General features: G+C 43.7%; 15 protein-coding genes. 5 read left to right on the forward strand and 10 right to left on the reverse strand.

Annotation, left to right across the window (positions count from 1 at the left end; genetic code table 11):
• Positions 1 to 157 precede the first annotated feature (157 nt).
• Complete coding sequence (locus tag AC1RM2_RS16665; RefSeq protein WP_492986320.1) at positions 158 to 3,397, forward strand: SusC/RagA family TonB-linked outer membrane protein; 3,240 nt, start codon at positions 158 to 160, stop codon at positions 3,395 to 3,397.
• Between the two features lie 11 nt (positions 3,398 to 3,408).
• Entirely contained in the window at positions 3,409 to 4,875 is a 1,467-nt protein-coding gene (locus tag AC1RM2_RS16670) for a SusD/RagB family nutrient-binding outer membrane lipoprotein (RefSeq protein WP_492986321.1), read from the forward strand.
• A 520-nt stretch (positions 4,876 to 5,395) separates the two neighbouring features.
• Here the strand turns inward: AC1RM2_RS16670 and trpC are convergent.
• From trpC to AC1RM2_RS16720, 10 genes are all read right to left on the reverse strand, one after another.
• Complete coding sequence (gene trpC / locus AC1RM2_RS16675; protein WP_492986322.1) at positions 5,396 to 6,178, reverse strand: indole-3-glycerol phosphate synthase TrpC; 783 nt, start codon at positions 6,176 to 6,178, stop codon at positions 5,396 to 5,398.
• 147 nt (positions 6,179 to 6,325) lie between these two features.
• Positions 6,326 to 6,940 (reverse strand): anthranilate synthase component II, encoded by a 615-nt coding sequence (locus AC1RM2_RS16680; RefSeq protein ID WP_492986323.1) that lies wholly within the window; start codon positions 6,938 to 6,940, stop codon positions 6,326 to 6,328.
• Positions 6,941 to 7,016: 76 nt separating this feature from the next.
• A complete protein-coding gene (locus tag AC1RM2_RS16685) occupies positions 7,017 to 8,426 on the reverse strand; it encodes an anthranilate synthase component I family protein (RefSeq protein WP_492986324.1) in 1,410 nt (469 codons plus the stop codon).
• A 233-nt stretch (positions 8,427 to 8,659) separates the two neighbouring features.
• Entirely contained in the window at positions 8,660 to 9,088 is a 429-nt protein-coding gene (locus AC1RM2_RS16690; RefSeq protein ID WP_492986325.1) for a cytochrome B, read from the reverse strand.
• A 70-nt stretch (positions 9,089 to 9,158) separates the two neighbouring features.
• On the reverse strand, positions 9,159 to 9,947 hold the full coding sequence (locus AC1RM2_RS16695) for a DoxX-related protein (protein WP_492986326.1): 789 nt from the start codon (positions 9,945 to 9,947) through the stop codon (positions 9,159 to 9,161).
• A 223-nt stretch (positions 9,948 to 10,170) separates the two neighbouring features.
• Positions 10,171 to 10,794: a thiamine phosphate synthase gene (locus tag AC1RM2_RS16700; protein ID WP_492986327.1), complete on the reverse strand. Its 624-nt coding sequence runs from the start codon at positions 10,792 to 10,794 to the stop codon at positions 10,171 to 10,173.
• Positions 10,795 to 10,986: 192 nt separating this feature from the next.
• Complete coding sequence (gene pafA, locus AC1RM2_RS16705) at positions 10,987 to 12,705, reverse strand: alkaline phosphatase PafA (protein ID WP_492986328.1); 1,719 nt, start codon at positions 12,703 to 12,705, stop codon at positions 10,987 to 10,989.
• Positions 12,706 to 12,911: 206 nt separating this feature from the next.
• Positions 12,912 to 14,003, reverse strand: a complete 1,092-nt coding sequence (locus AC1RM2_RS16710; protein ID WP_492986329.1) for an acyl-CoA dehydrogenase family protein — start codon at positions 14,001 to 14,003, stop codon at positions 12,912 to 12,914.
• A gap of 103 nt (positions 14,004 to 14,106) precedes the next feature.
• Entirely contained in the window at positions 14,107 to 14,730 is a 624-nt protein-coding gene (gene pnuC, locus AC1RM2_RS16715) for a nicotinamide riboside transporter PnuC (protein WP_492986330.1), read from the reverse strand.
• Positions 14,731 to 14,841: 111 nt separating this feature from the next.
• A complete protein-coding gene (locus AC1RM2_RS16720; protein ID WP_492986331.1) occupies positions 14,842 to 17,298 on the reverse strand; it encodes a TonB-dependent receptor in 2,457 nt (818 codons plus the stop codon).
• A 592-nt stretch (positions 17,299 to 17,890) separates the two neighbouring features.
• Here AC1RM2_RS16720 and AC1RM2_RS16725 point away from each other — a divergent pair.
• The 3 genes from AC1RM2_RS16725 to aspS all read left to right on the forward strand — a co-directional run bounded on the left by AC1RM2_RS16725 (position 17,891) and on the right by aspS (position 20,246).
• Positions 17,891 to 18,142 carry a hypothetical protein gene (locus AC1RM2_RS16725; RefSeq protein ID WP_492986332.1) on the forward strand — a complete coding sequence of 84 codons (252 nt, stop codon included), beginning with the start codon at positions 17,891 to 17,893 and terminating at the stop codon, positions 18,140 to 18,142.
• Positions 18,115 to 18,408 (forward strand): type II toxin-antitoxin system RelE/ParE family toxin, encoded by a 294-nt coding sequence (locus AC1RM2_RS16730; protein WP_492986333.1) that lies wholly within the window; start codon positions 18,115 to 18,117, stop codon positions 18,406 to 18,408. Before AC1RM2_RS16725 ends, AC1RM2_RS16730 begins: the two co-directional genes overlap by 28 nt.
• Before the next feature lie 92 nt (positions 18,409 to 18,500).
• Positions 18,501 to 20,246: an aspartate--tRNA ligase gene (aspS, locus tag AC1RM2_RS16735; protein WP_492986334.1), complete on the forward strand. Its 1,746-nt coding sequence runs from the start codon at positions 18,501 to 18,503 to the stop codon at positions 20,244 to 20,246.
• Positions 20,247 to 20,393 lie beyond the last annotated feature (147 nt).

The following is a 20,393-nucleotide window of genomic DNA, read 5'->3' on the forward strand; positions in this document are numbered from 1 at the left end:
AAAGGAAATAAATGTTTATGAATTTTTTATGAAAAATATACTTTTTGTGAAATAATATTTATGTAAACGAAATGTTACAATTATTTATTTGATTTTTTATAAATCCCATATAGATTTAACCTCTCAAAGTTTTTAACTATTAACTAACACATTATTCATGAAAAAAAGTCTACTTACGACTTTGTGCATCTTTTTACTTGCTGCAACACAGCTATATGCGCAAAACCATACCGTAACCGGAAAGGTTACGGCCAGGGAAGATGGCTTACCGGTGCCGGGGGTATCAGTAAGCATTAAGGGCACAACAACCGGTACCCAAACCGATGTAAGCGGGAAGTACTCCTTATCCGTGCCCGACAACGCAACATTATCATTTAGCTTTATTGGTTACATCACACAATCTTTGCCTGTAAGCGGCAGCAGAATGGATGTTGTACTGGTAGCATCGAGCCAGCAACTTGGCGAAGTTGTTGTAACCGGTGCGTTGGGTATTTCCAGAACCCGCAACCAACAATCTTATGCTGCACAACAAGTATCGGGCGACGAGGTTAACAAAACACGGTCTTCAAGCTTTATTAATGGCTTGTCGGGTAAAGTTGCCGGTTTAGAGATCCGCCAAAACAACGCCCTGGGTTCGTCTACCAATGTTGTATTAAGGGGTGTAAAATCAATAACAGGAAACAACCAGGCGTTGTTTGTTATTGATGGTGTGCCGGTAAATAACAGCAATAACAATAGCTCTACCCAGCAATCTGGTGGCGGCGGTTACGATTACGGAAGCCCTTCATCAGATATTAACCCGGACGATATTGAGTCGGTTACGGTTTTAAAAGGCGCTGCAGCCAGTGCGCTTTATGGCTCACGTGGTAGTAATGGCGTTATCCTAATCACCAGTAAAAAGGCAAAAAAAGGCGTTGGCATTACCATTAACAGCAGTGTTAGCGTTGGCGAGGTAGATAAATCTACCTTTGCAAAATATCAGCATAGCTATGGCGCAGGTTATGGTAATTACTACAACGACCCTACCGGATATTTCTTTTACGGAGATGTAAACGGAGATGGCAAAAATGATTTAGTTACGCCAACAACAGAGGATGCATCATACGGTGCTAAATTTGATCCAAACCTGAAGGTTTACCAATGGGATGCTTTTGATAAAACATCCGCAAATTATCAGAAAGCTACGCCGTGGGTTGCAGCAACAAACGATCCTACTTCGTTTTTTGTGAAACCGGTTTCAAATAACCAAAGCATCATGATCACCAACGGAACCGATGGAGGATCATTTAAATTAGGATTTACCCGTAATGATGAAAACGGGATTATTCCTAATAGCAGCATCAAAAAGAACATAGTTGATTTAGGCGGAACTTATAACATTACATCTAAATTATCTGTAGGCGGTAGCGTTAATTACTACAATATTAATGGTGTTGGCCGCCCGGGAACAGGTTATGATGGTGCAAGCGCCAGAAACGTTATGACTAACTTCAGGCAGTGGTGGGAAGTAAATAATGATGTTAAGGCCTTGAAAGCTGCTTATGACAGAACAGGGCAAAACGTTACCTGGAACTATGCTGATCCTTTGGCAGGTAATTTAAGCCCGATATTTTGGGATAACCCATATTATGTACGTTACCAAAACTTTGAAAGCGATACACGTAACCGGTATATTGGCAACGTTAATGCTACTTACAAACCCGTTAGCTGGTTAACTATTACAGGCAGAACATCATTAGATTCTTACACAGAATTAGATGAGGAACGCAAAAATGTAAGCAGTGTTGGTGTTCCATATTATTCACGAAACAACAAGAGCTTTTCTGAAACTAACTATGACCTGTTAGCAAACGTTGATAAAAACCTGTCAAAATCTTTCAACCTGAAAGCTTTGTTAGGAACAAACATCAGGAAAGAAAACACTCAAAGTGTATATTCAGTTACTAATGGTGGTTTAATTGTTCCGAGTGTATACTCACTTTCAAACTCTTTAAATACACCTAACGCCCCTGTAGAGTACAAAGGTCTTAGAGAGGTTGATGGTATTTTTGCCGGAGCAACCCTTACCTATAACAATTTAATTACGTTAGATGGAACTATCAGGAGAGATAAATCTTCAACCCTGCCAAAGGCCAATAACACGTATTACTATCCTTCTATAGCAGGTGGTTTCATTTTCTCTGAATTGTTGAAACAATATACCTGGTTATCATACGGTAAAATACGGGCCAACTACGCACAGGTAGGTGCAGATGCCCCTGTATATAGCGTTAATGATACTTATTCTATTATCCCGCCATTCGGTTCAAGCCCGCAATCGGCTGTTAATACAACCAAAAACAACCCTAACTTAAAACCAGAGCGTACAAAAAGTGCCGAGGTTGGTTTGGAGTTATCGTTCTTTAACAATCGTTTAGGTTTTGATGGTAGCTACTATGCAACATCAACCTTTGACGAAATATTGCCTGTAAACGTATCAACAGCTACAGGTTATTCTTTCAGCTATTTAAATGCCGGTACAGTTAAAAATAAAGGTATCGAGCTATCCTTAAACGGCACCCCTATCCGTACACAGGATTTTAACTGGAAAATGACCCTGAACTTTACAAGAAACAGAAGTAAGGTTACCGAGTTATTTAAAGATGGTACAGGCGAAGAGTCTAAAAACCTGGAGCTGAACAGCTACCAGGGTGGTGTATCAATTAACGCCAGCTTAAACCAGCCTTTTGGCATGATAAGGGGTACTGATTATAAATACGCGTCTAACGGACAGAAGATTGTTGGTGCTAACGGCCAATATTTACAAAGCGGCCCTAATGAAAACATTGGTAACTCAAATCCTGATTGGATAGGTGGTATTAATAACAGCTTTACTTACAAAGGCTTTAACCTTAGTTTCCTGGTTGATATCAGGAAAGGCGGTTCTGTATTTTCAACAGATATGTACTATGGTTTAGCTACAGGTTTGTATCCTGAAACAGTTTATACCAACGATTTAGGAAACCCTGTACGTAATACACTTGCTAATGGCGGTGGTTTTATCAGGCCAGGTGTAACTGAAAGTGGTGCGCCAAATACTGTACGTGTAAGTGCAAGCAACTACGGCGCTTTTGGTTATGCACGCCTGCCCGACAAAGCGTTTGTGTATGACGCAAGTTATGTAAAGTTAAGAGAAGCCCTTATTGGTTACTCTCTGCCACAAAAAACGATATCAACCCTTGGCCCGATTAAGGAAGTTACCTTCCAGCTTATTGGAAGAAACTTGTGGATAATACATAAAAATTTACCTTACTCAGATCCTGAAGAAGGTTTAACATCCGGCAATTTACAAGGTTACCAGGTAGGTGCTTATCCAACTACACGCACCATTTCACTGAATTTGAAATTACGTTTTTAAGTAAAAGAATTATGAAAAAAATATTAGGAGTATTTTTACTGACGTCGATACTGTTTTCGGCGTGTAAAAAGGATCTTACGAGTCTGAATAATGACCCGAAGAATCCGTCGATAGTTCCTTCTTACGCCTTGTTTACCAATGCTCAGAGAAGATTAAGTAACACCGTAACATCATCAAACGTAAATTTAAATATATTCCGTTTGATAGAGCAGCAATGGCAGGAAACAACATATACCGACGAGAGTAACTACGATATCACTACCCGTTCTATCCCTGATGGTATATGGAATGCATTGTACCGGGATGTGCTTTATAATTTCGAACGTACAAAAGTGCTGATACCAACTGACGTAACCGGTGCTGATATACAAAAGAACGAAATTGCTATTACAGATGTGATGCAGGTATATACGTACTATTACCTTGTAACCACTTTTGGTGATATCCCATATACCGATGCTTTGGATATAAGCAAGCCTTTCCCGAGGTTTGATGATGCCAAAACAGTTTATTACAGTTTGTTAACCCGGTTAGATGCTGATATTGCAGCTTTAAATACAGGAGCGGCAAGCTTTGGCTCGGCAGATGTGATTTACGGAGGTGATGTTACCAAATGGAAAAAATTTGCTGCTACCCTCAAACTAAAAATGGGTATCACCATAGCCGACCTGGATAATGCGAAAGCAAAAACGGTTGTTGAATCAGCAGTTGCTACCGGAGTATTTACCTCAAATAGCGACAATGCTCAATTTCAATATTTAACCAGCCCGCCAAATACCAACCCGGTATGGGTTGACTTGGTACAAAGCGCAAGACAGGATTTTGTTGCCTGCAGTACTACTATGGGTTTCTTAAAACCGCAAACTGCATTTGCTGATCCAAGGCTTCCATATTATTTTACAGTTAATTCTACCGGTACCTATACTGGTGCAGATCCTGGATCAAGTGCAACTTTTAGCTTGTTTTCAAAGCCATCAGGCCCGTTATTGGTTAGCTCTTCAATCGGAAAAATAACTAACCCTGATTTCCCTGGTTTGCTGTTAGATTACTCAGAAACGGAGTTTAACCTTGCCGAGGCGATATCAAGAGGCTATGCGGTTACCGGTTCAGTTGCAGGGCACTATAACAGTGCAGTAACAGCTTCTGTAACTTATTGGGGTGCCTCTGCAGCGGCAGCAGCAGCCTATCTGTTACAACCTACTGTTGCGTTTGTAACAGCTACCGGTGGTACTGATTTGCATAAAATCGGGCTTCAGAAATACCTTGCATTATATAACAGAGGTTGGGATGCATGGACAGAAACAAGAAGGCTTGATTACCCTGTGCTTACAGCACCGTCAACAGCTCAAACTGCGTTCCCTGTTCGCTTTACATATCCTGTTAATGAACAAAACGTGAATGTAACCAACTATAACAAAGCTGCTACTGCTATAGGCGGCGATTTGGTAACCACCAAATTGTTTTTCGATAAACACTAATTTATAGTACCCATAAAAAAGCGGGGCTGCCAATTGGCAGCCCCGCTTTTTTATGGGTTTTTCTTCCGGTTCTATTGCAGGTTTTATGGGTACCCGTTTTAAATTATCTTATCGGCCGGGTTTATTTTATCCCCTAAGCCCAGGAACAAAATGGTGGCAATGCCGACGGTTTTAAAACCTAAAAACCCACAGATTATTCAGGCTGCTTTTTTGAGATTTTTGCAATAAAAAGCACATTTTATTTTTGTGTGAATAAATGTACTTTTTGTGTCGATAAATAGCGCAGTTATTGCTAAAAAATATCAAATAATTGCCTTGTTTTTAGCTGTTTATGCATGAATAAAAGGCGGTTTTGAATTAAAAAAGAAAGCATGTAAATTTGTATTGTTTGCTGGCACCGAGAAACAGTTTCTATGTTGTTTTGTACAGCATTGAATTCGTGGAATTCGCTTTTAATTTGCGTGAATTAGTGCCTATTAATTTTGACCACCAGCACTATACATCACAGTTCCTTTTTCCTTTACAACTGCCCTACAAAATCCCGCATAGCCAAACCAGGGTCTGGCTGTTTCATAAAGGTTTCGCCAATTAAAAAGCCGTTAAAACCGGCCAGCTTTAAGTGCCTGATGGTTTCCGGATCGCTGATGGCGCTTTCAGATATCTTCATAAATTCGGCAGGAATATGTTTGGCCAACTGGTAGGATGTTTCTACAGATACCGTAAAATCGGCCAGGTTGCGGTTATTTACCCCTATGGCATCCAGTTTTGGGTGGATGCTGCGTTCCAGCTCTTCCAGGTTATGTACCTCAAGCAGTACATTCAGATCTAAACTTTTGGCCAGGGTGGCAAGCTTGTCAATTTCTGCGGGAGTTAAAATAGCGGCTATCAGCAGGATAATATCGGCGCCTAATGCTTTCGCTTCAATTACCTGGTATTCATCTATCATAAAATCCTTGCGCAAAACAGGGATGTTATTTACAGAACGGGCTCTTTTTAAATCGGCTTTGCGGCCCATAAAAAAATCGCGGTCGGTTAAAACAGACAGCGCGGATGCTCCTGCAGCAGCGTAATCTGTTGTTACCTTGCTAACCCTTACCTTATCGTTAATAATGCCTTTTGAGGGCGATTTGCGCTTAAATTCGGCAATTATACCTGTACGGGCAGGATCAAGCAGGAAATCCTTGAATGAATATGTTTCCCTGTGGAAATATTCAGACTCCTCCAGCTCGACGTATGATGTCCGTTTTTTGGCAAAAGCCACTTCCTTTTTTTTGTTGGCAACTATTTTATCAAGTATCGTCATAGATCAAATTATAATAGGACCGTCATTGCGAGGTACGAAGCAATCCTGAACTATGTGGGACTTAGCATGTGGGGGATTGCTTCGTACCTCGCAATGACGGTTGTTTATATCTCATTACATTTTCGCAAAGTTATCAATATCTGTTAATTACCCGTTCAACCAGTTGCCCATCATTTCCTTACCATACTCAGTCAATATCGATTCCGGGTGAAACTGTACGCCGCGTACATCATATTCGCGGTGCGATAGTGCCATAATGGAATTATCCTCTTCGTCGATAGCCGTTACTTTTAATACCTCGGGTAAATCATTCGCGCTTACAACCCATGAATGGTAACGCCCCACCTTAAAACTCCCAGGCAAATCGCGAAACAATTGCTCGTCGGCATCGGTCACTTTTATGGGGGTGGCAATCCCGTGCATGGGCTGGCTCAGGTTATACAGGCTGCCGCCAAATACTTCGGCAATGGCCTGCTGCCCCAGGCAAACGCCAAAAATACTTTTGGTTGGCGAATATTTCCTGATCACATCCAGCAATAAACCTGCTTCAGACGGTATGCCCGGCCCCGGGGATAGGATGATCTTGTCATAAGCATCCACATCTTCCAAAGCAAATTTATCATTCCTCCAAACCTCGCACTGCAGGCCAAGCTCATTAACCAAATGCACCAGGTTATAGGTGAAGGAATCGTAATTGTCTATTATCAGGATGCTGCTCAAGCCCCCCGGCCCCCTGAAGGGGGAGTTTGTATGTTCGTTCATGGTTATATCTTGAAAATATCTTACTCAACTATTTAATTACCCACTATCGTTCCCCCTTCAGGGGGTTAGGGGACTTCTACAATTCCTCCGCCAATTCCACAGCTCGTCTCAACGCCGCTATTTTGTTATCTACCTCTTTCAATTCGCTTTCAGCAACAGAGCCCGCTACAATGCCGGCCCCCGCCTGGTAGTGCAGGGTGTTGTTTTTGCTTAGGAACGAGCGGATCATGATGGCGTGGTTAAATTCGCCGTTAAATCCCATATAGCCTATGGCGCCGCTATAAAAGCTGCGTTTGGCTTTTTCATTTTCGTCAATAATTTCCATTGCCCTGTATTTTGGCGCACCGCTCAAAGTACCCGCCGGATAAGTATCGGCAACTATTTTGAAGGATGACACGCCGGGCAATAACTTACCGCTTACGTGCGATACCAGGTGGATAAGGTGCGAATAGTATTGTACTTCTTTAAATGCTTTAACCTGTACCTGCTCGCAATGGCGACTCAGGTCGTTACGGGCCAGATCGACAAGCATAACGTGCTCGGCCGATTCCTTAGGGTCATTTTCCAGGTTGCGGGCTATCTCGGCATCTTTCACGTCATCTCCGCTGCGTTTAAAGGTGCCGGCGATGGGGAAGATGCTGGCCACGTTATTTTTGATAGTGATTTGCGCTTCGGGTGATGAGCCGAAGATGCGGAAATCGCCATAATCAAAATAAAATAAATAAGGCGATGGGTTGATGGAACGCAAAGCCCGGTACACGTTAAACTCATCGCCCTGGAAGGTACGGGAGAAAGCCCTCGACGGCACTATCTGGAAAACATCGCCCCGGTAAATATGCTGCTTCATTTTTTCAACAATGGCGATAAACTCCTCGTTGGTAAGGTTTGATTTTTCTACATCGCTGCTTTTAAAGCTGTACTCGGGGAAGTTTTTGTTTTTGATGAGGTATTCCAGTTTTTCGATACCGCCGTTGGTTGGCCCGCCTTCGGCCTGGTTGTGAAAAATGTAAAGCTCGTTTTTAAAGTGATCTACAGCGATAATATAACGGTAAATGTGGTATTGCATTACCGGGATTTGCCTGGGATTGTCGTCGGTTTGTTTTAGTTTGATGGTTTCAAAATGCTCAACCGCCTCATGTGTGAAATAGCCAAACAAACCGTTCGAGATTATTTTTAATGGGTTAGGGTCGGTTTCAAAGCTACCAACAAATTGGTTAAGCTGGTCAATCAGTTCAAAGCTGCCCGCTTCAAGGCTTTCGTTGCTGCCATCGGGATAATGCTTTTTTAGTATGCCGTTATTGAGCACAAAGCCGGCTATTGGCTCACAGCAAATGTAGCTTAAGCTATTTTCACGGCTGTGATAGTCGGAGCTTTCCAGCAGCAGGGAGTTGGGGAATACATCGCGCAGGCGCAAGTAAATGCTTACCGGCGTGGTGGTATCGGCCAGTAGTTTTTTATAGGTGGTTGTTATTTTAAAAGTGCTCATGTTATGTTTTCAAAAATATATAAATAAAAAAACCCGGCGAATTGGGGTCGCCGGGTTTTCCACTTAGGTTTACAATTGATTAGATCATCGCTGACTAAAAACGTATCCGGCTGCCAAATTTAATTGGTGCCACCAGCTATTTTTATTTGTGTTTTTAATCATCGTGGGCACAAATTTATAAAGAAAAATGAATTATCAAATTTTTTTGAAAGTTTATTTGTTGCTAAATCCTATTAGCTACGTGGGATAAGTATAATACCGGCTAAAATTATCACTAAAGCTATCAAATAGAAGGTAACAATGGCTTTATGTTTGGCTTCGCCGGTAGCTGCTTTTTTTGATTTGCTATGACCAATGGTAATTAAGGCAAGTGCAATCAGCATGATAACCCAATGCTCTACAGTGAAATACCGGGTCACTTTATTTTTCATGGTTTCGCTGTTAAACTGTACCAGCGGGCTTACAAAATAAAGTACTATACCAATAAGCAGCTGCGTATGGGCCGATATCATGGCAAACAAATTAAGCTTACGATTGCCATTGGTATAAGGCTTTTTCCCTGTCAGCCCAATAAACGCACCAATAATGGCTGCTAAAATTAACGCCAGTACAATATACCTGAAACCCGAATGGAGATGTTGTAAAAAGCTAAGAGCTGTCATGAGTTTTAAATTTTGCGTGAATATACAACAAAACCATTTTAGCTAAAACACACGCAACTGATTTGACCAATTATTGACTGGCCGCCGTTTGCGTCGGTTTATAAGTGCCGGCTATTAAAAACGCTATGCCGCTAAATGCCAAAGCCTCAAAAACGCTTGTCCATTCATTGGCTCTATCAACTATGGAGGTATCGAGCCCGCGTGGGATGTGCACCATTACAAGCCATAAAAACAGCATTATGCCCAATAAGGTGGCCGCAAGTTTCACTTTAAATTTAAGCATAATGGCGGCGCCGGCAGCAATAAGCGCTATACCCGCGAAATACACCCAGAATAAATGAAAAGGAATCCATGATGGTACCAGCAAGGCAACAAATTTTGGATATATAAAATGCTCTATACCAAAAACAATCATGGTTGTAGCAAAAAAGTATGGCCCGGCCGGCCGTATTTTTTCTGTAACGGCGTCGATACCGCTAACGGTATCCGATGGGATAGATGTAGCCACAATAAAAGCCCCGCCGCATAAAGCCAGCAGTTTAAACGCATCGTTCCATCCCGCTAAAAAAAAATGGTTTATTTTAATGTTATAAGGCACGTGCGAAAGGACAATCATCAACAGCATGAATGCCCCCAGGTAGTCGGCAACGATGTGCGAGTTGATGCCCGATATAATAGCGGCAGATACCAGTATAAGCAAAATGCCGGATATGCACATGCAGAAGGTGCTTTGGCCTATAAATGCTGGCTCGGGAGGCATAATAACCGGCCTGAAACCAGAGCAGATAAATTGTTGAACCGCAATTGAAACTAACGCAATAGCAAAGAACAACCGCCACAGTCTATTATAGGTTTCCATAAAGAAATATAGGTTATATGTTGGATTTACATGCAATATATAAAATCAATGTCTCATTTTGTTCAATGAACTAAAATATTCTTTGTTATAGTTAAATGTGCATTGCTGAAACAAAGCTCTGCCTTTTTTGACCTGCGATTTTTGCTGCTGTTTTTGGCATAGGCAGCCGAGTTTTTGTTATTAAGCACTATTAATATGAAATTCACTGTTGGGTTATAAGAAGTTAATATATCTTTCTGTAAAACTCCTTCAGCATTCCGGCCGGATCAATAGAACGGTTGATGGCCGATGAAACCGCTATGCCGTAAATGCCTGTTTTAAGTAATAATTCAACATCCTGTAACTGGATTCCACCGGTTGCAATAACCGGAATTTCAACGGAGGCTTTTTCCAATTGACGGTAACCATCGTAACCCAACAGGGGGAAATTACTCGGCCTGGTTTCAGTATGGGCGAACGGGCCCAATACACAATAATCAACTACGCCTGAATCCTGGGTTTTTAGCAGGCCGGCCAGGTTAGTGGCCGATGCACCTAAAGTTTTATCGTCGCTAATCGCCTCGCGAATCACGCTAAAATCGGCACCCCCATCTTCGATATGCACCCCCTGGGCATCAACTTTATCAAGCAGGTGATGATGATTGGTAATAATAAGCGTAGCACCCCAATCATCACAAATAGATGCTATCTGGTTAATTTCAGCTATCAGCTCGTTTTCTGGCTTGGTGTTACAGCGGTATTGTATCCAGTTGGCCCCGGCACTGCACGCAATTTCAACCTGTTGTATATGGCTGCGCTGCGGCATGTCCTGCGTGATGTAATGAAACTTTGAGACGTATTTTTTCATTTCGGTGGCGTGTTGCGTGGTGCCTGTAGCTAATCAACTAAAAAGAGACGCAAATATGCGCCTCTTAATTGATATTTTAAATAAACAAGTATTTCCGTGGTTATGTGGTTCGGGTTGCGAGAGGCGTGTTGCCGTAAAATCAAGTTCCAGAACCCGACCCCCGACCCCCGAACCCCGCAACCCGCCCCCGAATTACCTGATCACCTCGCTAATGGTTTTGCCAATACAGCCATCGGGGGCTTGTATGTGTAATAGTGATGCCACCGTGGGGGCAATATCAGTCATGTGGGTTTGGCGTGTGGTATTGCCATGGTTAATACCCCAGCCCATAAATACCAGTGGTATATGGGTGTCATATGGCGCCCAGGTGCCATGGGTTGTTCCGGTTGCTCCGTGACCTGAGTAATAGCCTGGTTTTAATACAATTTGTATCACGCCGCTATGCTCGGTGTTATAACCGTTTATAATGCGGCTGCGTAAATCAACCGGGATAGTTGCATCGTTGGCGTTTTGCATATCAACGGCAAATTGAACAGCGGGTTGTTTTTGCAGATAGTTTATACAGTCAAGTTTTATGGCCCCTTCGCTGATGCCTGCTTTTTTGATGGCGGCATTGTTAAGGTTAACCTGGTAATTATCCATGCTGATAACCAGGTTTTGAACTTTGTATTTTTCGTTCAATGCAACGTTCATTTCTTTCTGCGCGGCGGCATCGTCCCATGTTCCGGCAGGTACGTTGTGGTCTTTCAGGAAGTTGGCGTTATGGGCAGCGCCATGGTCGGCGGTTAAAAATACCGAGTAACTGCCTTTGCCCAGGGTGACATCCAAATAAGCAAAAAAGGCCGCCAGGTCATGATCCAACCTTAAGTAGGTGTCCTCTATCTCTACAGAGTTAGGGCCAAACTGGTGCCCTATATAATCTGTAGAAGACAGGCTTACGGCCAAAAAGTCGGTAACTGTATTGCTGCCTAACTGTTCATTTGCTATGGCTGCCTTAGCCATATCAAGCGTCATCGAATTGCCGTAAGGGGTAGATCGGATCATGCCTAAGTGGCCGTTGTACAATGCCGATGTATTAACCGGCATGGTTGGCGCACTGGTGCCGGCAAATTTGCCTTCGTATTTGCCGCTGTTATCGGGGGCGCTTTGCAGGTAGGTGGCTATAGGGTAAAGGGTATTCCAATCCTGTTTAAGGTATTTTTCGGCAATTTTTTGGCTGTTAAAATTTTTAACCCAGGCAGGCAAATCGGTCATGTAATAAGTGCTGCTTATCCAGTTGCCGCTGGCGTCATCAAACCAGTAGGCCGCATTGGCGGTATGCCCGGCGGGCAAAATTCCGCCGCGGTCTTTTAAGGCGATACCGATAACTTTCGAGCGGAAATTGGTTGCCAGCCTAAGCTCGTCAGTAACGGTAGTTACCAGCAAATTGCGTGGCGACATTTGGCCGGCCTTTGAGGTGCTGCCAACGGCGGTTACCGTGCTGTCATCCGTGCAATACATCGATTTTCCGGTGGCCTGTACTATAAAATCGTTACCTGCAATGCCATGAATAGCCGGCACCGACCCGGTATAAATGCAGGTATGGCCGGCAGCGGTTACAGTAGGGATATAATCAATATTGGTATTCTCGCAGGTAAAGCCCTCGCCAAGCATTCGCTTAAAGCCGCCATCTTCGTAACGGTCAAAATAGCGGTACAGGTAGTCCCAACGCATTTGATCAACTACAAGACCTATAACCAGTTTGGGGCGTGGCAGGCCGGTAGGCATGGGCATGGTGCGCTCTCGGTGGTAGGTAACTTCGCTGTCGCTGTTCCTCCTGGTGGTATGTTTATGTTTTTTTTTGTGAGATTGTGCCGATGTCGATAGGGTGGCAGCGGCTAAAAGTAAAAGCAACAGATATTTAAGCTTCATTTTTTTGTTTTTGGATCGCCAAATATCAGCATTGAAATTAAAAAGCGATGTGAAGTTTGTGTTAAGTATAGGTTTTGTTACAAATAAGAATCAAGAATTAAGAGTCAAGAATCAAGACAGAAAACTTTCGGGCGGCGTATTTGTGTTTGAACCAAAAAATAGCGGCATTTTTTAAGGATAAATGGAAAAAATATCCAAATAGTGATTTACCCGGCGATGCTATTCAATAAACTATGCTGGCTTGCGGTATGCAAATCGCGCCATACCTGGCTTATATCAGTATCGGGGTTGGCGGCTTGGAGGCCGCAGTAAGGGTATAGCTCATCTACACTTTCCCGCGCAGTTTTGGCCAGCTTGCGGCTGGTAGTACTCACCTCGTTCAAATACCCGGCGGGGCCTGTTAAGCCACTCTGCCAGGAAGCGTCAACGGCCTCGTAAAATTCGGCACGGGTTGTATTTAGGTTGATGGTAAGTTCATCCAGTAGTTGTTTGGTGGCATCGCGATGGTTGCCGGGTTGCCGTTTGCCTAACTGTTTTTCATCAAACAGCGGCGCGCACAAGTCAAGGAAGTGCACGGCCATGCCCGATATATTTGCCGCCAGTGTAGCCTCGGCTAATTGTAAAAAGGGATATTTGTATAAAGGCTCGTTGATTACGGCATACTCCGGATCAATTTTAAAACACCTGTCGGCTTTAACAAAAAGGTTGCTCACTTTGTAGGCATCGCTGCCGGTGGCCATCATGCCGATATATTTCCAGGCGGGGAAAACCTCCACATCTTTTTTATCAAAAATAAAAGGTAATACCAGTTCGTTTCCTTCGGCGTCTAAAACAGATTCGTTGCCATTTTTGATGATGCAGTTGGCTGTTATATGGGTGGCATGGTGCGCGCCGCTGGCATATTTCCAGGTACCATTAATGATGTAGCCGCCATTGGTAATAGTTGCCGTTCCTGTTGATGCGCCGCTGCCTGCCAGGCATAATGCCGGATTGTTCAATAATTCCGGGGCGATATCTGCCGATAAAAACCCGCCGAACCAGCCCGCACCACTGCAAAGGGTAACCACCCAGCCCAAACTGCCGTTGGCCCAGGCCAGGCTTTCTTCAAGCCGCACCATATCGGGCAAAGGCAGTTGCAGGCCCGAATAAGCTTTCGGCACCAGGAATTTAAACCAACCCTGCTCATAAACCAGTTTCAATTGATCAGGGTGCAGCATGGCCAGTTTTTCGGCCTCCGCCGTAGCGTCCCTGATTGTTTTTACCCATTCGGGCTTTAGTAAGTATGATGGATGGGGCATGAGATAGATTTGAGATGTTAGATATGAGATTTGAGACCGAAAAAGACTGGCGAAATTATTAGTTTAGTTACGACCAACACGCAAGATTGATCAATCTCAAATCTCACGTCTCATATCTCAAATCTAATTTTCGCTTCCAGTCAAAGTACCCAAAAATGGCTACTACAAATAAAAATATGGTAAGCAGCGCAAACATGGGCAGGTGTTTGTAAAACAGGATGGGTACGGCAAACAGGTTTGATATGTTTAAAAAAATCCAGTTCTCTATTTTTCGGCGGGCCAGAAGCCACATGCCCGCCCAGGCAGTTGACGATATCAATGCATCCCAAACAGGTACGTTTGATGGCGTAAAATATTTAGCAGGCAGGTTTTTGAGCAGCACATAAAAAAACACCCAGCCAATAACAGATATGGCAATGCTTATCGCCCATTCGTTTTTGGTGCTCCACGAAATTTCTACAGGGGGCTCGTTGCGCCGTTTTATCCAATACCACCAGCCGTAAACACTCATGATCACATAATAGCCATTCAGTATCGATTCGGCGTACAAGCCTACATCCAGCAATAAATAAATAGCAATAGCGGTGCCCAAAATACCGGCCGGATAAAGCCAGATGTTGTTTTTTCGCGCCAGCAAAACTTCTGCAACACCCAGGGCAACGGCAAGCCATTGCACCCAGGTGGTTTCCTTTATCTGATCAATAAAAAGCTTTATTAAATCATGCATAAACGCGTTTTTAACTAATGTAATTTAATAATCCGTATTGCTAATCCACCCCAGGCAGAATATTCGCCCAGATTCGTGAAATTCGCCCCAATTCGAGACCATTCGTGTGTATCAAAAATTCAAACTCAGCATCGCCATAAAATTGCGCGGCGCCTGCGGAAAATAGTAATTGTAGTTTACCATGTTGCCGCCTTCAATATCCGGGTATGTAGCGCCGTTAGCCTCATACTTTTTGCTGAAAACATTATTAACCTGCAAGCCCAAACCAATGTTTTTAACCGAGCTGATGCTGAAGTTATAACGCAGCCTTACATCGCTGGTGAAATAGCTTTTAAGGTAACGGTTGGCAGCGTACGGGTTGCTTTGGTTATCCGGCGCTATATTAAAGCCTGCCGGGTTTTGGTTCATGGTATTATCTAAATACTGTTTGCTTACGTACTTGCTGATAAAAGCAATCTCGCCGCCTTTAACCGGGCTATAGCTGATGATGCTGGCCCCGGTAAGCGATGGCGAATAAGCAATGGTTGTTTTTTTAAATGATTCTTCAACCAAAGTGCCGTCATCGTAATTAGAGAAAAACTGGTGGTAGTTTTTGATCTTGTTGGCGCTCCAGGTAGCGGTTATCCCCCAGTTAAGCTGGCTGGTTAAGCGTACTTTGCCATCCAATTCTACACCCGCACGGTAACTATCCGGAACGTTGGTGCGTATAGCGCTGCCCACGTCGTTAAGCGCCCCGGTTAATATCAGCTGGTTTTTATACAACATATAAAAACCATTAATGCCGCCGCTAAAAATTTTGCCAACAGTGCGGTAGCCCGCTTCAAAATCCTTTAGGTTTTCGGCTTTTGGCCTGGCTTGCGGGGTAGAGTTTACGTAATCATCGCGGTTTGGCTCATGATTGCCTACAGCAAATGATGCGTATACATTGTTTTGCTCATTAAGCTGGTAAGTAATACCTATTTTAGGGTTAAAAAAGTTAAGTTCAACACTTTGTTGTGCATCTTGTAAGTTCCTGTCTATCCCATAAAAGCTATAGTAAATATGGCGGTACTGTGCATCGGCATAAAGTAAAACCTTGTTTAAATGCCACTCGGCGCGGTAAAAAATATTAAAGTCGTTCTTTTTGGCATTATCGCGGTAATATTCATAGTTGGGGCCTATCCCGGCGCTTTCTTTGGTATAAATTACATTGCCATAGTGCGCACCGGAGTATTGATTGTAAGCGCCGCCCAGGGTCATGTTCAGGTTACTTTGGGGCTGATATTTTAAGGCATAAGTAACACCATAAAATTCGTTATCAAGCCAGCGGCGGCGTGCCAGGTCGGTATTGTTAATGGTATCGGTACCAATAATTACCGGGTTTAAGCCATAATTGGCTACAGCATCCTGCCGGCGATACTCCTCATAGTACCCCTTGCCCTTGGTGTAATGCAATGCGCCGCTAAAAGATAGCTTACTGCTTATCTTCTGATCGTACAGTAACTGGTAGTGGTTTTGCAGGTAATCATCTACCTGGTCTTTATAAAAATTACCGGCATCGTCCATCAGGCCAAGTTCGTTATAAGTGCGGTTGTCCTTGCGGGTATTATCGCCAATAACATAATCGGCAATACCGTTCCAGGCCTGGTAAGTACGCTCGTGGCCCGATATTACGTTGGCCCTGATGGTGCTGTTTTTGCCATACCAGGCAGCGCTTAAGTAAAGGGACTTTAAATCGGACGTAGCCCTGTCAATATAGCCGTTGGAGTGGATGCGCGATAAACGTCCATCTAAACTGAAATGCCCATCCAATAAACCGGTACCGGCATTAACCGTGTTTTTGATAGAACCGTAGGAGCCGGCCGAAGTATTGATCTCGGCATAAGCGGTATCACGGCGGGTGGTTGTCTGGATGTTGATACTACCGCCAAACGCGCCCGCGCCATTGGTTGAGGTACCTACACCGCGCTGCACCTGGATATTATCAACCGACGAGGCCAGGTCGGGAAGGTCGATAAAGTATGATCCCTGGCTTTCGGCATCATTTAGGGGGATACCGTTGATAGTAACGTTAACCCGGGTATTATCAGAGCCACGGATGCGGATACCGGTGTAGCCAATGCCCGCGCCTGCATCGGATGTGGTAACAACCGATGGGGTTAGGCTAAGCAGGTAAGGCAAATCCTGCCCGAAGTTGTTTTTTGCTAAATCCTTTTTGCTGAGGTTGGTAAATGCCGTTGGCGAGTTTTTAACCGCACGGGTAGCGCTGATAGTCACTTCCTCGGCCGCGAAAGTGCCATTGCTCAGGGATAAGTTAATAACCTGGCTGGCTGCTAAAACGATATTTTTACTGATGGTTTGGTAACCAATAAAGCTGGCATTAAGCTGATATTTGCCTGGCTTAACATCATTAAGCTGATATTTGCCCGATGCATCTGCTATGGCGCTTCTGGCCGGATTTGTAAGGGTGATGGTTGCACCGGGCAGTGCTTCGCCCGATTGATTGGTTACTTTTCCGGATATGGAAAGTTGGGCCGATGCCAAAACAGGCAGCAGCAGGGCCATGATAGCCACGAATACATTTTTCAAAATTTTTAAACTAAAAATTAGTTAAACCATCTGCTCACCAGGGTACAATGGCAGTACACTTAACTTGTTACCTCTCCCTACGCCGGCATTACCCGGATCAGGTGCATGTTTAAGTCTGTAGTCGGAAGTCTGTAGTCGGAAGTCAATAAAAGACTTAGAACTTTAAACTCGGAACTTAAGACTCAAACAATGGGTTTGATCTCAGCCTGTCTTTCAGTTTGGTTAAAAACGCTCTGCAGTTCGTTTTTGGTTATACCAAAGCAAGGCACCCCTTGAGAATTATGGGGCAAAGATAGTTTTTTAGTCGGAAAGTCAAAAAAAGTCGGGAAGTCCGGAAAGCCCTCCAGTGAAATCGCGTTTAAAGTTTATAAGATTTATTTCGCGCAAAGACGCAGAGACGCAAAGTGATTTGCTTATTTTTCCTTTGCGGCTTAGCGACTTTGCGCGAAAAATCTAATAACATGATACCATTTGTACCTGTATAGCACAATATAGTTTACCATGAAATCTTAAACGCGATTTCCCTGAAGAGCCGCGCTTTCATTTCTGATTTTTAAAATGTTATTTGTAAATTTGGATAAAGACCATTGCTATGTTAACCGATACAGAGATAAAAAAGAAGTTGATAGCCACAATAAGAAATACCGATAACATGGATTTGCTAAGAGAGTTATTGATGATTACAGAGATGGAAGATGAAATTAGCGGCGTTTATCAATTAAGCCAGGAGGAAATAGCTGCGGTAAACGAAGGCATAGAACAAATAGATAACGGCCAATACCTGACCCATGAAGAATCAAATAGACGAGCAGACGAATGGCTAAAGAAATTCGATGGTCGGTAAGGGCTGATCGTGATAGGATAGCAATATTAGAATACTGGGCGAATAGAAATAAATCAACAGTTTACAGTAACAAGCTTAATAAGCTATTTATAAAAAAAGTTGAAGCGCTTGCCGAGCTCCCAGACTCGGGAAAGTCTACCAAGAATCCGTCAGTTAGAATAAAAATAGTTCGGGACTATCTATTATATTATCGCATTTCTGCAAAAGCGATTGATGTCTTAACCATTTGGGATAGCCGCCGGAATCCTAAAAAATTCAAATTATAAATACCAATCGCACCGTATTTTCCACCTTTCTCCTTTTACCTTTCTCCTTTCACCTCAAAAACGTACTTTTGCAAACTTTTATAAATATTGTTATGCTAAGAACTCATACCTGCGGCGAATTAAATATCAGCAACTTAGGCCAATCAGTTACATTGTGCGGCTGGGTACAAAAATCGCGCGATTTGGGCGGTACCACATTTATTGATGTGCGAGACCGTTATGGTTTAACCCAACTTGTTTTTAATACAGATACTGATGCCCTGCTACGCGAAAAAAGCCGCGAGCTTGGCCGTGAGTTTGTGATACAGGTTACCGGCAAGGTGCTGGAACGGTCAAACAAAAACACAAAAATACCAACCGGCGAAATTGAAATTGCCGTTGCCGGTATCGAGATATTGAACGCGGCTAAAATTCCGCCGTTCCTGATAGAAGACGAAACTGATGGTGGCGAAGAGCTGCGTGCCAAATACCGTTACCTTGATTTGCGCCGTGCGCCTGTTCGTAATAACCTTATCCTTCGCCACAAAATGGCACAGGAAATACGCCGTTATTTAAGCGATATTGATTTTTTGGAAGTAGAAACCCCGGTACTGATTAAATCGACTCCGGAAGGAGCACGCGATTTTGTGGTGCCAAGCCGCATGAACCCGGGCGAGTTTTACGCTTTACCGCAATCGCCGCAAACATTTAAGCAATTGCTGATGGTAAGCGGGTTCGACCGTTATTTCCAGATTGTGAAATGTTTCAGGGATGAGGACCTGCGTGCCGACCGCCAGCCAGAATTTACGCAAATTGACTGTGAGCTATCGTTTATTACCCAGGAGGATATCCTGAATATTTTTGAGGGTCTTACCCGCCACCTGTTTACTACCGTCAAAGGTATCGACCTGGGCGATTTTCCGCGGATGCAATATGCCGACGCTATGCGCCTTTACGGTTCTGATAAACCGGATGTAAGATTTGGGATGGAGTTTGTGGAATTGAATGATGTAGTAAAAGGTAAAGGCTTTGGTGTTTTTGACAACGCCGAATTGGTTGTGGGTATCAACGCCAAAAGTTGTGCCAGTTATACCCGCAAGCAACTGGATGAAATTACCGAATGGTTAAAACGCCCGCAAATTGGCGTAACCGGCATGATATATTGCCGTTATAACGAAGATGGTACTTTGAAATCATCGGTTGATAAATTTTACAGCGAGGATGAGCTGACCAACTGGGCCGCCGCATTTGAAGCCGAACGCGGCGATTTAATGCTGGTATTGGCCGGCAATGCCGATAAAGTACGCAAACAACTTAACGAATTGCGCCTTGAAATGGGTAGCCGTTTAGGCCTGCGCGATAAAAATAAATTCGCGCCGCTTTGGGTGCTTGATTTTCCGCTGCTGGAGTGGGACGAAGAAACCGAACGTTACCATGCCATGCACCACCCTTTCACCTCGCCAAAGCCGGAAGATATTGCCTTGCTGGATACTGATCCGGGAGCGGTACGCGCCAACGCGTATGACCTGGTTATTAACGGTACCGAAGTTGGCGGCGGGTCTATCAGGATCCATGACCGCGCCATGCAGTCATTGATGTTTAAGCACCTGGGCTTTTCGCCCGAAGAGGCGCAAAAACAATTTGGCTTTTTGATGGATGCCTTTGAATATGGCGCACCGCCGCATGGTGGCTTAGCCCTTGGGTTTGATAGGCTGGTATCTATTTTTGCCGGATTGGATTCTATCCGCGACGTGATTGCATTCCCTAAAAACAATTCGGGCAGGGATGTGATGATCGATTCGCCGTCAACCATTGCCGATACACAGCTTAAAGAGCTTAATATTAAAACAACAGTATAAGCTACAATATCAGGTTTGATATTAGTCGGTTATTTTTTCTCGCGCAAAGACGCCAGGAAGCTAAGAAAAATAAGCAAATCTCTTTGCGTCTTTGCTTCTTACCGTCTTTGCGTGAAATAAGCTATCCTTTTTATTGGAGATGTTTAA

The sequence above is a fragment of the Mucilaginibacter sp. GW822-FHT03E02 genome (assembly GCF_058801545.1).

Bases quoted from the DNA above. Each gene is read 5' to 3' on its own strand.
- AC1RM2_RS16665 (WP_492986320.1), top strand. From the start codon at position 158: ATGAAAAAAAGTCTACTTACGACTTTGTGCATCTTTTTACTTGCTGCA.
- AC1RM2_RS16670 (WP_492986321.1), top strand. From the start codon at position 3,409: ATGAAAAAAATATTAGGAGTATTTTTACTGACGTCGATACTGTTTTCG.
- trpC (WP_492986322.1), bottom strand. From the start codon at position 6,178: ATGACGATACTTGATAAAATAGTTGCCAACAAAAAAAAGGAAGTGGCT.
- AC1RM2_RS16680 (WP_492986323.1), bottom strand. From the start codon at position 6,940: ATGAACGAACATACAAACTCCCCCTTCAGGGGGCCGGGGGGCTTGAGC.
- AC1RM2_RS16685 (WP_492986324.1), bottom strand. From the start codon at position 8,426: ATGAGCACTTTTAAAATAACAACCACCTATAAAAAACTACTGGCCGAT.
- AC1RM2_RS16690 (WP_492986325.1), bottom strand. From the start codon at position 9,088: ATGACAGCTCTTAGCTTTTTACAACATCTCCATTCGGGTTTCAGGTAT.
- AC1RM2_RS16695 (WP_492986326.1), bottom strand. From the start codon at position 9,947: ATGGAAACCTATAATAGACTGTGGCGGTTGTTCTTTGCTATTGCGTTA.
- AC1RM2_RS16700 (WP_492986327.1), bottom strand. From the start codon at position 10,794: ATGAAAAAATACGTCTCAAAGTTTCATTACATCACGCAGGACATGCCG.
- pafA (WP_492986328.1), bottom strand. From the start codon at position 12,705: ATGAAGCTTAAATATCTGTTGCTTTTACTTTTAGCCGCTGCCACCCTA.
- AC1RM2_RS16710 (WP_492986329.1), bottom strand. From the start codon at position 14,003: ATGCCCCATCCATCATACTTACTAAAGCCCGAATGGGTAAAAACAATC.
- pnuC (WP_492986330.1), bottom strand. From the start codon at position 14,730: ATGCATGATTTAATAAAGCTTTTTATTGATCAGATAAAGGAAACCACC.
- AC1RM2_RS16725 (WP_492986332.1), top strand. From the start codon at position 17,891: ATGTTAACCGATACAGAGATAAAAAAGAAGTTGATAGCCACAATAAGA.
- AC1RM2_RS16730 (WP_492986333.1), top strand. From the start codon at position 18,115: ATGGCTAAAGAAATTCGATGGTCGGTAAGGGCTGATCGTGATAGGATA.
- aspS (WP_492986334.1), top strand. From the start codon at position 18,501: ATGCTAAGAACTCATACCTGCGGCGAATTAAATATCAGCAACTTAGGC.